General features: G+C 39.2%; 13 protein-coding genes. All 13 read left to right on the top strand.

The features are described from left to right. Positions 1–19 precede the first annotated feature (19 nt). Complete coding sequence (hflK, locus tag LQ50_RS06125; RefSeq protein ID WP_034627142.1) at positions 20–970, top strand: FtsH protease activity modulator HflK; 951 nt, start codon at positions 20–22, stop codon at positions 968–970. Then, complete coding sequence (hflC, locus tag LQ50_RS06120; protein WP_034627141.1) at positions 970–1905, top strand: protease modulator HflC; 936 nt, start codon at positions 970–972, stop codon at positions 1903–1905. The genes hflK and hflC overlap by 1 nt, the downstream gene beginning before the upstream one ends. Positions 1906–2013: 108 nt before the next feature. Then, positions 2014–4638 (top strand): DNA polymerase I, encoded by a 2625-nt coding sequence (gene polA / locus LQ50_RS06115; protein ID WP_034627137.1) that lies wholly within the window; start codon positions 2014–2016, stop codon positions 4636–4638. 14 nt (positions 4639–4652) lie between these two features. Continuing rightward, a complete protein-coding gene (gene mutM, locus LQ50_RS06110) occupies positions 4653–5477 on the top strand; it encodes a DNA-formamidopyrimidine glycosylase (protein WP_034627136.1) in 825 nt (274 codons plus the stop codon). A gap of 64 nt (positions 5478–5541) precedes the next feature. Next, entirely contained in the window at positions 5542–6177 is a 636-nt protein-coding gene (ytaF, locus tag LQ50_RS06105; RefSeq protein ID WP_034627135.1) for a sporulation membrane protein YtaF, read from the top strand. 78 nt (positions 6178–6255) lie between these two features. Beyond that, entirely contained in the window at positions 6256–6852 is a 597-nt protein-coding gene (gene coaE, locus LQ50_RS06100) for a dephospho-CoA kinase (protein ID WP_034627134.1), read from the top strand. Positions 6853–7001: 149 nt separating this feature from the next. Continuing rightward, the gene (locus LQ50_RS06095) at positions 7002–8036 is read left to right on the top strand and encodes a glyceraldehyde-3-phosphate dehydrogenase (protein ID WP_034627133.1); all 1035 of its coding nucleotides are present in this window, start codon (positions 7002–7004) and stop codon (positions 8034–8036) included. A gap of 216 nt (positions 8037–8252) precedes the next feature. Further along, positions 8253–8633, top strand: coding sequence for an adenosylmethionine decarboxylase (gene speD, locus LQ50_RS06090; RefSeq protein WP_034627132.1), 381 nt, complete (start codon positions 8253–8255; stop codon positions 8631–8633). A gap of 244 nt (positions 8634–8877) precedes the next feature. Next, the gene (nrdR, locus tag LQ50_RS06085; protein ID WP_034627128.1) at positions 8878–9336 is read left to right on the top strand and encodes a transcriptional regulator NrdR; all 459 of its coding nucleotides are present in this window, start codon (positions 8878–8880) and stop codon (positions 9334–9336) included. Between the two features lie 73 nt (positions 9337–9409). Continuing rightward, a complete protein-coding gene (locus LQ50_RS06080; RefSeq protein WP_034627127.1) occupies positions 9410–10870 on the top strand; it encodes a replication initiation and membrane attachment family protein in 1461 nt (486 codons plus the stop codon). Between the two features lie 3 nt (positions 10871–10873). Continuing rightward, the gene (dnaI, locus tag LQ50_RS06075) at positions 10874–11800 is read left to right on the top strand and encodes a primosomal protein DnaI (RefSeq protein ID WP_034627126.1); all 927 of its coding nucleotides are present in this window, start codon (positions 10874–10876) and stop codon (positions 11798–11800) included. 101 nt (positions 11801–11901) lie between these two features. Next, the gene (gene mqnC / locus LQ50_RS06070; protein ID WP_034627125.1) at positions 11902–13014 is read left to right on the top strand and encodes a cyclic dehypoxanthinyl futalosine synthase; all 1113 of its coding nucleotides are present in this window, start codon (positions 11902–11904) and stop codon (positions 13012–13014) included. Positions 13015–13253: 239 nt separating this feature from the next. Beyond that, the gene (gene ytxC / locus LQ50_RS06065; protein WP_034627124.1) at positions 13254–14114 is read left to right on the top strand and encodes a putative sporulation protein YtxC; all 861 of its coding nucleotides are present in this window, start codon (positions 13254–13256) and stop codon (positions 14112–14114) included. Positions 14115–14202 lie beyond the last annotated feature (88 nt).

The following is a 14202-nucleotide window of genomic DNA, read 5'->3' as shown; positions in this document are numbered from 1 at the left end:
TCGAGAAAGGAATGATAAGATGACGGTGAAGCAATTATTAGTTGGCTTTGTCTCCTGCATAGGTATCGCTATTTTAGCCTTATTTCTTGCTACTGGCTGGTACATAGTCGACGAATCAGAACAAGCAGCGTTAATTACATTCGGTAAGGTAGAGGACACGATAACAGAGCCAGGTTTGAAGTTTAAAATGCCATGGCCAATACAAAGAGTTGAAATCTTATCAAGAGGAACTTATAACCTGCAAGTAGGGTATATGGAAGAAGATGGAGAAGTTGTTGAGTTCACTCGAGAAGCGAAGATGATTACAGGTGATGAGAATATTTTATTTGCTGATTTAGCTGTTCAATGGCGAATTACAGACCCTGAGCAATATTTGTATAATTCAGTTGATGCTAGAGAGGTGTTATATAATGCTACATCATCAGCCCTTCGTTCCGTTATTGGGAGTACAACAATTGATGAGGTGCTAACAGATCAACGACCTGAAGTAGAGGCACGTGTATTTGAAAATTTAATTGAACTATTAGAAATCTACGAAATTGGTGTAAGTATACAAGATGTTAAACTTCAAGATGTAGAACTTCCAACAGATGAAGTGCGTCGTGCATTTATTGAAGTGACAGATGCTCGTGAGGAACGTTTGACCAAAATTAATGAAGCAACCAGATACCGCAATCAACAAATCAATGAAGTAGAAGGGGAAAAAGATGCGATTATCTCTCGTGCAGAGGGAACAAGAGCTGAGCGGATTGAACGAGCACGTGGGGACGTGGCAAGATTTGATGCTCTTTATAATGAGTATCTTGATAACCCGGATGTAACTAGACAGCGTCTTGTACTAGAAACCCTTGAAAATGTATTACCAGATACAGAGATTTACATTATGGATAGCAACAATGATACGGTTAGTTATTTACCAATTAGACCACTAGAGCGTGGACAAAGTTCTGCTGAAGGAGGGAGCAACTAATGAGTGATGAGAACATCGTTGATTTAAATGAACGACGTCCAAGTGATGAGTGGAGAAAGTTTGTAAAGCTTGGTGCGATCGTTATTATTTTAATTGCGCTTTTAGCAACAATCATTAGTAATCTGTTTATTGTAGAACAAGGTGAATATAAAGTTGTTCGTCAGTTTGGTGAAGTGGTTAGAATTGAAGATGAACCAGGGTTAAGCTATAAGATTCCCTTTATTCAATCTGTTTCAACCCTACCAAAATATCAATTAATTTATGATATTCCACCAGCTGAAATTAATACGAGAGATCAAAAGCGAGTGTTAGCTGATCATTATGCAGTATGGAGAATTGAAGATCCACAACTAATGATTTCGAATACAGCCACACAAGAACGTGCAGAAGCAATTATGGGAGAGTTAATTTTCTCAGCGATTCGTGCAGAATTAGGGCAATTAGAGTTTGATGAGATTATTAATGAAGAAGAAACATCGTCCCGTGGAAGTTTCAATGAGCTTGTACGTGATCGTGTTAACGAGGCGCTTGAACGAAATCAATATGGAATTGCATTAACAGATGTGCGGATGAAGCGCACCGATTTACCGGAAGAAAATGAAGAAGCGGTCTATAGTCGAATGATTTCTGAACGTCATGCGACGGCGCAAGAGTATTTATCTCAAGGGGATGCAGAAGCAAACCGAATTCAATCAAATACAGACCGGGAAGTAACGGAAATCCTTGCAACAGCGAATGCTGATGCAAATGAAATTGTCGGGGAAGGGGAAGCGGAAGCAGCTCGGATCTATAACGAATCGTTTGGACGTGATGCAGAGTTTTATCAACTTTATCGTACACTCGAATCATATGAGCAGACCATTGGTGAAGAAACGGTCATCGTCTTACCGTCTAACTCTCCATACGCTCGTATCTTAATGGGCTATACTGACTAATTGCTTCAAGGTAGTACCAAAAAGTCAAACCCGGACTTTTTGGTACTACCTTTTTCCTTGTGCTACAATAATGATAAGAAAATATTGGTTTAAGAGAGGGGCATTTAGTTGAAAAAGCTCGTATTAATAGATGGAAATAGCATTGCCTATCGTGCTTTTTTTGCACTGCCATTGTTGAATAATGATAAAGGTGTTTATACAAATGCAGTGTATGGTTTTACAACGATGTTATTAAAGATTATTGAAGAAGAAAAGCCAACGCATATGTTAGTGGCGTTTGATGCAGGGAAAACCACTTTTCGTCATAAAACGTTTGATGAATACAAGGGTGGGCGTCAAAAAACGCCGCCAGAGTTATCAGAACAGTTTCCTCTTGTGAGGGAAATGCTTGATGCCTTTAATATATCTCGGTATGAAGTGGAAAATTATGAAGCTGATGATATCATCGGTACGCTTGCTAAAGATGCATCAAGCAAAGACTTTGAAGTGAAGGTCTTTTCTGGAGATAAGGATTTGCTTCAGCTCGTCTCTGATAAAGTGACGGTTGTGTTAACGAAGAAGGGGATTACTAACGTTGAAGCATATGATGAAGCGCTCATAGCAGAAAAATATGGAATTAGTCCGAAGCAAATTATTGATATGAAAGGTCTGATGGGAGACAGCTCAGATAATATCCCTGGTGTTCCAGGTGTTGGTGAAAAGACAGCGCTGAAGCTTTTAAAAGAATTCGGGTCAGTCGAAAAAGTACTTGATTCCATTGACCAAATCTCAGGCAAAAAAATGAAAGAGAAACTAGAAGAGAATCGTGAGCAGGCACTAATGAGTAAAGAGCTTGCGACTATTTTTGTAGATGTTCCTTTTGAAACGCCATTAGATGACCTCAGTTTTGGGGAGTATGATAAGCAAGATGTTGTCAAATTAATGAAGGAACTTGAGTTTACGTCACTTGTACCCAAATTTGATACAGAAGGTGCTACGTTAGAGGAGCTAGAAGAGATTACATATGACGTGTTAGATGAGGTTACTGAGGAACATCTAACAAAGGAAGCTTCCCTAATCGTTGAAGTGTTAAGTGAAAACTATCACCAAGCGAATATAGAAGGATTAGCCCTGGTGAATGAAAAAGGTCGTTTCTTTATAGAGACACAGCAGGCTTTAAAGTCTCGAGCGTTGGTTGAATGGTTAAAAGATGATACGACAAAGATTACCGTATTTGATGCCAAGCGAGCAGTTGTTGCTCTAGGGTGGAAAGGAGTCCTGCTAAACGGGGTGACGTTTGATGTACAAATGGCTTCATATTTACTAGACCCTTCCTTATCGTCGCATGAAATTAGTGATGTTGCTAAGCGTAAAGCGAAAGGACAAGTGCAAGAAGATGAAGTTGTTTATGGAAAAGGGGCGAAACAAAAGGTACCCCAACAAGCACAGCTTGCTGAGCACTTAGTTCGAAAAGCTGATGCCCTCTATCAACTCCAACCAATTTTAGAACAAGAGTTAATTGAAAATGAGCAGGAAAAGCTGTTCCGAGAACTTGAAATGCCTCTTTCGATTATTTTAGGTCGTATGGAAACAACGGGTGTGAAAGTAGACAAGCAACAGCTTGAACATATGGGAGAAAATTTAAATGAGCGTCTTCAGGAATTAGAGCAGACGATTCATGAGCTTGCTGGTGGAGCGTTCAATATTAATTCTCCGAAACAATTAGGGGAAGTGCTGTTTGAAAAGCTTGGTCTTCCGCCTATCAAAAAAACAAAAACAGGTTACTCAACCTCTGCGGATGTGCTTGAGAAACTGGCAGAGGATCATGAGATCGTTCAGTATATTTTGCATTACAGGCAATTAGGAAAATTGAACTCAACCTATATCGAGGGATTATTAAAAGTAACTAAGGATGAAACGAATAAAATTCACACTCGCTATAATCAAGCCTTAACTCAGACAGGGCGCTTAAGCTCTACAGATCCAAACTTACAAAATATCCCGATTCGATTGGAAGAAGGTCGTAAAATTCGAAAAGCATTTATTCCGTCAGAGTCAGGCTGGAAAATCGTAGCGGCTGATTATTCGCAAATTGAATTACGAGTATTGGCTCATATTTCTGGTGATGAAAAGCTAATAGAGGCATTTCAGTCTGATATGGATATCCATACGAAGACGGCGATGGATGTTTTCCATGTAAGTGAAGAGGAAGTTACTTCGAATATGCGTAGAAGTGCAAAAGCTGTCAACTTCGGGATTGTTTATGGCATAAGTGATTTTGGTTTATCGCAAAGTCTTGGGATTACAAGGAAAGAAGCAGGTCAATTTATCGATCGCTATTTAGCTAGTTATCCAAAAGTAAAAGAATATATGGATCATACAATTGAAGAAGCACGTGAAAAAGGCTATGTTACTACATTGTTGCAGCGTAGACGCTACTTAGCTGACATTACAAGTCGCAACTTTAACAAAAGGAGCTTTGCTGAACGAACGGCAATGAATACGCCAATTCAAGGATCAGCAGCTGATATTATTAAAAGGGCGATGGTTGATATGGCGGAGCGCCTTGTACAAGAGAATCTGCAAAGTAGGATGCTATTGCAAGTTCACGATGAACTGATTTTTGAAGTGCCTGAAAATGAAATGGAAATCATGATGAAGCTCGTACCAGAAGTGATGGAGCAAACAGTTAGCCTTGACGTTCCTCTAAAAGCAGATGTTTCTTATGGTGAAACCTGGTATGATGCGAAATAAGGGGAGAACGAGAAATGCCTGAATTACCAGAGGTCGAAACGGTAAGTCGAACGCTACGCCAATTGGTGATTGGAAAGACCATTGCCGCTGTTGATGTATTATGGGCTAATATCATAAAAAAGCCTGATGATGTCGAACAATTTCAGCTTCACTTAATAGGGCAAACGATTCATGAAGTCAATCGGCGCGGGAAGTTCCTATTGTTCGTGCTAGATGATATAACAATGGTTTCTCATTTACGGATGGAGGGACGTTATGGTCTTTTTCAAAACGGAGAAGAGCTAGCGCCGCATACCCATGTCATCTTCTCATTTACAGATGGAACACAACTGCGTTATCAAGATGTTCGCAAATTTGGTACGATGCATATTTTTAAAAAAGGAACGGAAGAACATACCATGCCACTATCTCAATTAGGAGTTGAACCTTTTTCTCCAGAGTTTACTGTAGAATTAATGGAACGCTCCTTTGGGAATACGACAAGAACAATAAAAGTCGTGTTATTAGATCAAAAAACAGTTGTTGGTCTTGGAAACATTTATGTCGATGAAGCACTCTTTAAAGCAGGCATTCATCCTGAGCGTATGGCTTCTTCTTTGTCAGCAGGTGAATTAACACGGTTGCATGATGCCATTATTACGACATTGCAACAGGCCGTAGACTTAGGAGGCAGCTCAATTAAATCGTATGTTAATGGTCAAGGCGAAATGGGGATGTTCCAACAACAGCTTACGGTCTATGGTCGAAAAGGAGAACCCTGTGTGAATTGCGGTGAAGAGATTACAAAAAAAGTTGTTGGTGGTAGAGGGACGCACTTCTGCATAAACTGTCAAAAATAAAGTACCATTGGATAGGCTCATGCCATATACTATCGTATGTTTGAAATGGAAGGGGCTTATCAATATGGTTGAGATTCTCTCCTTATTAGCCATTGCTCTGGCTGTAAGTCTTGACAGCTTCGGGGTTGGACTAACGTATGGACTCCGAAAAATGAAGTTGCCTTGGAAGTCACTCCTTTTTATCGCGGGATGTTCAGCAACCTCAATTTTGATTGCTATGTATTTTGGAACTGTTATCCAGACGTATTTATCTCCACGTATTGCAGAATCAATTGGTGGAGCTATTCTTATTTTGATTGGTGCTTGGGCACTGTATCAAGTATACAGGCCAGCTACAAATACAGTGAAAACAAAGGGTGACGAGGTCATACTTAATTTTGAAATAAAAGTATTAGGTGTGGTCATTCGAATTTTGCGCAAACCAATGGTAGCTGACTTTGATGATTCAGGAACCATTACTGGAAGAGAGGCATTATTGCTTGGAATTGCTCTTTCTCTTGATGCGTTTGGTGCCGGAATTGGAGCTGCGTTAATTGGTTTTTCACCAGTTTGGATGGCTGTTTCTGTAGCGACGATGAGTGCGTTATTTGTAACATTAGGTATGAAAAGTGGGAACCGTTTTTCTGACTCCGCCTGGATGAAGAAATTCTCATTTATCCCTGGTCTTTTACTTATTTTAATTGGTGTTTTTAGCCTATAAAGTTTATTATCAACTGTGTAACGTTCGCTCTTAAGTGACTTTTCTTTTGAGCGGATATGGGTGAAGGAGAGTTTATCAATGTTAATTGGATTAACCGGGGGAATTGCAAGCGGCAAGTCAACTGTCAGTTTACTTATAAAGGGAAAAGGTATCCCTGTCATTGACGCAGATCAAATTTCTCGTGAAGTTGTAGAGCCTGGAACGAAGGCTCTACAATTAATTAGTGAGCACTTCGGACAAAGTGTCATCAATGAAGATGGAACGCTTGCAAGGAAGAAGCTAGGGGAGATTATTTTTGAACATCCTAAAGAACGTGAAGTCTTGAATCAAATTGTTCACCCTGCTGTCCGCGATCGAATGAATGAATTAAAGGAGAAATATGTTGAAGCTGGCGAAAAAACCATTGTCTTTGATATTCCACTCCTATTTGAGAGTGATTTGTTTCATTTAGTGGATAAAGTATTGCTGGTCTATGTTGATGAATGGACCCAGTTAAAGAGGCTGATGGAACGAGATAAGGCGGGAGAAAAGGATGCTAAACTTAGGATTGCTTCACAAATGCCATTAAAAAAGAAGCGAGCTCGAGCGGATGCGATCATTGATAATTCCTCAACAGTAGAAGAGACGAAAAGGCAATTAGAGAATATATTGAAAGAATGGACAATGACACATTAGGCTGTCACAAAGGTCATAGAACGGATCTTTGTGACAGCCTTTTTTTATTTTTTATGATTTTAATAATGTCCTTTAAGTTTTAATGTGTTATACTATTTGTGAGATAAACAGACGAGAGTATAACGTTATTATGAGGAGGAGTTATTCTAATGAAAAAGAGAGTTGCTATAAATGGCTTTGGACGTATAGGGAGAATGGTATTTAGAAAAGCAATGAATGATAAAAAAGTAGAAATTGTAGCGATAAATGCTAGTTACCCAGCTGAGACGTTAGCTCATTTAATAAAGTATGACACAATTCATGGGAAGTATAATTTGTCAGTAGAGGCCAAAAATGATGCTTTGCTAGTGGACGGAAAAGAAATTAAGCTTCTGCAATCTCGTGATCCAAGAGACCTTCCGTGGACAGAGCTTGGCGTCGACATTGTTATTGAGGCAACAGGGAAATTCAAAACGCAAGAGACGGCTGGTTATCATTTGGAAGCAGGAGCAAAAAAAGTGTTGATTACAGCTCCAGGAAAGGATGAAGATATCACGATTGTAATGGGTGTGAATGAAAGAGATTACATCAACACGGAACATCATATTATTTCCAATGCATCGTGTACGACGAATTGTTTGGCTCCAGTGGCGAAAGTTCTAGATGAAGCGTTCGGTATTGAGAGCGGACTTATGACAACAGTGCATGCCTATACGAATGATCAGAAGAACATCGATAACCCTCATAAAGATTTACGGAGAGCGAGAGCGTGCGGTCAATCAATCATCCCAACATCGACTGGGGCAGCAAAAGCCATTGCTAAAGTCCTTCCACAATTAGAAGGGAAATTAAATGGTATGGCGTTACGAGTCCCAACGCCAAATGTATCTTTAGTTGATTTAGTCGTAAATGTAAAGAAAGATGCATCGGTAGAAGAAGTAAATGAAGTACTTGAAAAGGCTTCGAAAAATTCGTTAAGAGGGATTTTAGGATTTACTAAGGATCCGCTTGTATCAGTCGATTTTAATGGGGATGAACAATCGTCTATTATTGATGGCTTATCAACGATGGTGATGAATGACAGACAAATTAAAGTCCTTGCTTGGTATGATAATGAGTGGGGGTATTCATGTAGGGTGGTAGATTTGATGAATCTTGTTGCCAAACAATTAAACGAAACAAATCAAATTCATTCAGCTTCATAATTGATTTTGATTAGGGTACCTTATTGAGGCCGTTTTTTCCTCATGAAGGTACCTTTTTTTATGCGTTTCTACAGCGTAATTAGTACAAAAGAATAGCGTCTACTTTTTTGTGTACCATAAAAGTAATGATTGTTATTAACTAACAGTCCCCAGTGCGAGCGAACATTTCTACAGGCAATAGAAAGTGTGAATTTTCTATAAAGGGGGAATTAAATTTTGGAAACAATGGGACGCCACGTAATCGCAGAATTATGGGGATGTAACGCAAACAAGTTAAATAATAGGAGCTTGATTGAACAGGTTTTTGTTGATGCAGCGTTAAAAACGGGAGCGGAAGTAAGAGAGGTAGCCTTTCATAAATTTGCGCCTCAAGGAGTGAGTGGGGTTGTTATTATTTCTCAATCCCATCTGACGATTCACAGTTTTCCAGAGCATGGATATGCAAGTATTGATGTATACACTTGTGGAGATCTTGATCCTACTGTGGCTGTTACTTACATCGCAGAATCATTCAATGCGACATCAAGTGAAGTAATAGAAGTGCCAAGAGGGATGGGGCCAATAAAAGTTGAGAAAACAAAACTAAAAATACCATAGTTGAAATAATAGGTTGTCATATTTAGCTTTCTTATCCCTAGATTCTACAGTAGTTCGTGTTAACTAAGTATAGATGTTAAACTAACGTCAACCTCTTTTTGGATCATTCACTTTCGTAAGGATCTTTATGTTATGATAAACTCTTGAAATAAGAGTTCTTGTCAGACTTCTACTTTTTCTATATCATAAAAATAAGATACTTAATTGAACGAATTAGTACGATACGGAAAGTGGAGATGATCAAATGCTATGTCCTGCTTGTCATCACAATGGAACTCGAGTGCTTGATTCAAGGCCAAGTCATGAAGGGCGTTCTATTCGTCGTCGGAGAGAATGTGAAGAATGCAGTCATCGATTTACGACGTTTGAAATGGTCGAAGAAATTCCTCTAATTGTCGTGAAAAAAGATGGAACGAGGCAAGAGTTTTCAAGAGAGAAGATTTTAAGGGGATTAATACGGGCCTGTGAGAAGCGACCTGTTTCGTTGGATACACTTGAAAAAATTGTTAATGGTGTAGAAAGAGAACTTAGAGGCTTTGGGAAAAATGAAGTGAATAGCCATGACGTAGGGGAGCTACTCATGGAGAGGTTAGCAGATATTGATGATGTTGCTTATGTTCGATTTGCTTCAGTGTACCGTCAATTCAAGGATATAAATGTATTTATAAAAGAACTAACGGAGCTAATGAATAAGAATGAATAAGAGAGCTTAAGCGTAACCGCTACAAGCTCTTTTTACGTGAGGAACATTTTGGATGTATTTTGGGGGTGAGGACATGACATGGCATTGGAAAGAACTTTTGCCAGTTGATCGTTTTTCTGTGCGGACAAGCAATTATATAACAGAGATGGATAGACAGACACTAGCATTGCTTTATCAACCACTGACTGGCGCTTTAGCTCATAGCGTATACGTAACGTTGCTTTCTCAGCTTGAGAAGGATCAGTATTGGAGCGATGAATTGACCCACAGACAATTGATGCTGTTATTAGGTGTCTCACTCGAAGTTATTTACGAGGAACGGAAGAAGCTTGAAGGAATTGGCCTTTTGAAAACCTATAAGCGTAAGGATGAGGAGGGAGGGGCAACGTATTTATATGAGTTGCAACCTCCGATGACGCCAAAACAATTTTTTGAGAACGATGTGTTAAGTGTGTATCTCTTTAATCGGCTTGGTAAGTCTCATTACCGGGTACTTCGCGATCGTTTTACCATAGATAAGATCGACCATGACCAATATACGGAAATGACGTATGCATTTGATGAAGTTTATGTCTCTTTGCATCACTCCGAAATGGTTACCAATCTTCAGTCTGAAACGAGTAATGCGTTAAAAATGAATAAAGAAAAAGAGCTTCTTTCTATAAATGATCAAAATGAAATGATCTTTAATCAATTCGACTTTGATCTACTTGAGAAAAGTTTATCGACTTTTATTGTGCCAGAAGAGATCTTAACGAGTGATGTAAGAAAAACAATCAGTAGGCTAGCGTTTGTTTATAAAATTGAACCTCTTGAAATGAGCAGCATCGTACAACAAGCGCTACTGCACGATGAAAAATTAGATTTACTTGAACTAAGGAAAAAGGCACAAGAATGGTACAAGGTGGAGCACGGCAATGAACCGCCAGGAATAGGGATGCAAAAGCAGCCACTTAATCAACAGACAATGGCCGGGAAAGAACCACAAACTGAAGAAGAACGAACGATTAAATTTTATGAGACCATCTCCCCATTGGAGTTACTTGAGATTCGTTCCAACGGTGGTAAAGTAGCGGCGGCTGATGTGAAAATTATTGAATCATTAATTATTGATCACCAGTTGCTTCCCGGAGTGACGAATGTCTTATTGGATTTTATGTTATATAGCCAAGACATGAAATTGTCTAAAGCGCTGGTTGATAAAGTTGCGGGTCATTGGTCAAGAAAGAAAGTGAAAAATGTGAAAGAAGCTATGCAGCTTGCCTTGCTAGAACGACGTAAAACGACTGAGGCTTCTAATCAGAAACGAACTCAGTCACAAGCAAAGAAACGACCTAGTCAAAAAAGGCAGATGCAAAAGCGAGATAAACTGCCTAAATGGTTGGTTGATGATAAAGTAAAACAAGAACAAGTCGAGCAATCGACAAATCCATCGAAAGAAAACGTGAATGCAGACCGTAAAAATGATGAACAGAGCTTTGAAGAAATGCTAGAGAATCTAAGGAAGAACAAAACTCAGAAAGGAGGGATCTAAGGTATGGAGTCCATTCAGTCAGCTTTAAAACAATGGTCGAAAGACAAAAATATCGAGCAACGACTAGCGAATGCGAGAAAATCTTTGCTTGCTGATCCACTTGTAAAAAGCGCAATAGAAAACATGCCCGTTACCGATGAAACGATCGATCAAGGATTGATTAAGCTTTATGAGTTCAAAAATGAACGAAATAACTGTGAAAGTTGTCCTGGCTTAGCAGCCTGTCCAAATATGATGCAAGGGTATAAGCCTGAACTCATTTTTGCTCGTCAGGCGATTGATTTAGAATATCATTCTTGCTCTTTAAAGAAACAAGCGGAAAGTGCGAAGAAACAACGTCAACTAATGAAATCACTTTACGTTCCAAAGGATATTCTAACCGCAACATTTGATGAACTTGACCTTGATCGAGAGCGTGAAGAGGCGAGCCGGAAAGCATTAGCATTTGCAGTAAATGCTAGACCGGGTGAAGATGGCCAAGGGTTGTACTTTTACGGACGATTTGGGGTAGGGAAGACACATTTAATGGGTGCAATAGCAAATGAACTTAGAGAGAGAGAAATAGAATCCTTTATTGTTTATACGCCTGATTTCTTTCGGGAGATGAAGCAATCGATTGGGGACGGTACATTTCAAGAGAAGCTAGATATGGTGAAACGAGCTCAAGTTCTTATTCTTGATGATATTGGAGCTGAATCAATTTCTGCATGGATTAGAGACGATGTGTTAGGGGCGATTTTGCAGCATCGAATGCTTGAGAATTTACCTACATTGTTCACATCCAATTATGACTATGATGAACTTGAAGAGCATCTGGCTTATTCAGAGCGCGGCGGAATTGAAGAATTAAAAGCAAAGCGAATTATGGAACGTATTAAGCATTTTACATCTTTTGTCCGAGTTGAAGGAGCGAATCGGCGAGCTAGATAAAATAGTTGAAGTTTCTTCCAATAGGAGAGTCCTTACTTTGCGCCTGAGCTTAACTATGGTAGGATAACAGTATCCTATATTGAGAGATTCGGAGGTACAACATGAGCATTGATGCTATATTAGAACGTGCCGTGAATGGTGAACGATTGTCGATGGACGATGTAGTTGCTCTATATGAGAGTGACGAGGTTGAAAAAATGGGGGAAGCAGCCAATCAAATTATGTTGAAATGGCACCCAGAACCTGTAACTACTTTTGTAATTGGACGTAATGTTAACTATACAAATTTCTGCGATACGTATTGTCGTTTTTGTGCTTTTTATCGTGCTCCAGGGCATAAGGAAGGATATGTTCTTGAAGATGAGGAAATTTTCAAGAAAATACAAGAAACGCTAGATGTGGATGGGACAGAAATTCTTATGCAAGGTGGAACGAATCCTAATTTGCCACTTAGTTATTATACCGATTTATTACGTGACATTAAACGACGTTTTCCTGATATTTGGATGCATTCATTTTCTCCTGCAGAGATATGGAAAATTGCTGAAGTATCTGATCTTTCTGTTGAAGAAGTCTTACGACAATTACACGAAGCAGGTCTTGATAGCATGCCTGGCGGTGGAGCAGAAATCTTAACAGAGGAAACCCGCCTTCGTGTTAGTCGTTTGAAGATTACGTGGGAGCAATGGATTGAGGCGATGAAAGCTTCCAAACGTGTTGGCATGCATGGGTCCGCTACGATGGTTATTGGGTTTGGTGAATCATTTGAAGAGCGTGCATTGCACCTTCAACGCATTCGGGATGCACAAGATGAAACGGAATGCTTCACGGCCTTCATTTCGTGGCTTTTCCAACCGGAGAACACAGGAATGTATAAAACGAAAAAACTCACATCTCGCGACTATTTGAAAAATGTTGCTATCTCAAGGCTGTTTCTTGATAACATTCCAAATTTCCAGTCATCTTGGGTAACGATGGGCCCAGAGGTAGGGAAGTTATCACTTCAGTATGGTTGCAATGATTTTGGTAGTACGATGATGGAAGAAAATGTTGTTTCGGCTGCAGGTACTACACATAAAGTAAACACAAATGAAATACTACGTTTAATTCGCGAAGCAGGGAAAATTCCAGCGCAACGTGATACAAAATACAATATTTTGCGTGTGTTTGATGAGAAGGAAACAGCAGCAAAAGACTTTATTATGCAAAACTAAAGAGTTTTACTAAAAAAGAATCTGACCGTTTGTGTCAGGTTCTTTTTTTGCGTTTTTAGAAGGTAGCATAAAAGAGTACCATTATATTTACGGTGTGAGGGGAGAAAACGGTTCTTCATTATGAATTTTCTAATCATGTTTTTCTAATCTGAACATAGGATGAAGTAGAGCCTGTCTGAAATGACGAAAAAGATGATGTTCACATAGAGGTGTTCGTTATATGTAAGGGGGAGTAAGCGTTGATAGCAATCCATTTTGAAGAAAGCTATGATTGCAAGCAGCTGTATCATCAGCTGACAGCGTATATCCAGAAGTACGCTGAGTACGGCTTAGGTGGAGCCGTGAGAGCAGAAGGGGAAGATACGATTATTCTCAACTATGAACACAAACATATTGACTTTTATGATTCGTTTCATCCTTTGCTTGCTTCTGTGTTAACCGATTATGTTATTAGTACAAAAGAAGATGAGTGGTTGTTAGATATTATTGAAACCATGTTTTATTTTCAAGATGAGGAAGAGCAAGAACAGATTCTCACCATTGCTAGGTCTATATTAGAAGGTGATCGTAACGATCTACCTCAAATGAAATCGTTCTTCAATCGAAGAGAATTTATTTATCAGGCATTCTCGAATCATTTGGAAGAAGATACGACCTTTTATTATGAACCGTTTCTCACATTCCGATTACGAGATTATGGGGAAGTCTTAATTGATTGTGTGGAAATGGCCATTGATGAGTATATGCTTGAGCAAGAGTATCAAAATATGATTGAAGACTTTCGCCAATTTGTGCAATTTAAGCGTCCGAAGCTAGAAATGGTTTACATTGTCCACGATGAAACTTTTACGTTCTATGATGAACATTTTCGGAGAATGACAAGAGAAGAATTGTTGTTTCATCTTCAGGATGACCTTGTTTTTGAACAAGAAGTCGATATAGAGGATATGGTTATTAGTCCTTTAGTAAGTATGGTGCCACGGCTTGTTCATGTTTTCTCAGACGATCCTGATCATGGGGTGATTTTATCCATTCAAGCAATTTTCCAAGAGAGAATGAAGCTGTATCCGTTAAAAGCCTACGATAAAGAATGGAGCTAACTTCAAAAAAAGAACGGTTGTTGGATCGATTTTTAAATGCTACTTGATTTTCTAATTAAGGCTCCCTATAATACTACATATCATAGTC

Origin of the sequence: Halalkalibacter okhensis, assembly GCF_000787375.1 — a bacterium.
Classification (GTDB): domain Bacteria; phylum Bacillota; class Bacilli; order Bacillales; family Bacillaceae_D; genus Halalkalibacter; species Halalkalibacter okhensis.
Note: the sequence above shows the minus strand (reverse complement) of the source record. Positions and strands in the feature narration are given on the sequence as shown.

Bases quoted from the DNA above. Each gene is read 5' to 3' on its own strand.
- hflK (WP_034627142.1), top strand. From the start codon at position 20: ATGACGGTGAAGCAATTATTAGTTGGCTTTGTCTCCTGCATAGGTATC.
- hflC (WP_034627141.1), top strand. From the start codon at position 970: ATGAGTGATGAGAACATCGTTGATTTAAATGAACGACGTCCAAGTGAT.
- mutM (WP_034627136.1), top strand. From the start codon at position 4,653: ATGCCTGAATTACCAGAGGTCGAAACGGTAAGTCGAACGCTACGCCAA.
- ytaF (WP_034627135.1), top strand. From the start codon at position 5,542: ATGGTTGAGATTCTCTCCTTATTAGCCATTGCTCTGGCTGTAAGTCTT.
- coaE (WP_034627134.1), top strand. From the start codon at position 6,256: ATGTTAATTGGATTAACCGGGGGAATTGCAAGCGGCAAGTCAACTGTC.
- LQ50_RS06095 (WP_034627133.1), top strand. From the start codon at position 7,002: ATGAAAAAGAGAGTTGCTATAAATGGCTTTGGACGTATAGGGAGAATG.
- nrdR (WP_034627128.1), top strand. From the start codon at position 8,878: ATGCTATGTCCTGCTTGTCATCACAATGGAACTCGAGTGCTTGATTCA.
- LQ50_RS06080 (WP_034627127.1), top strand. From the start codon at position 9,410: ATGACATGGCATTGGAAAGAACTTTTGCCAGTTGATCGTTTTTCTGTG.
- dnaI (WP_034627126.1), top strand. From the start codon at position 10,874: ATGGAGTCCATTCAGTCAGCTTTAAAACAATGGTCGAAAGACAAAAAT.
- mqnC (WP_034627125.1), top strand. From the start codon at position 11,902: ATGAGCATTGATGCTATATTAGAACGTGCCGTGAATGGTGAACGATTG.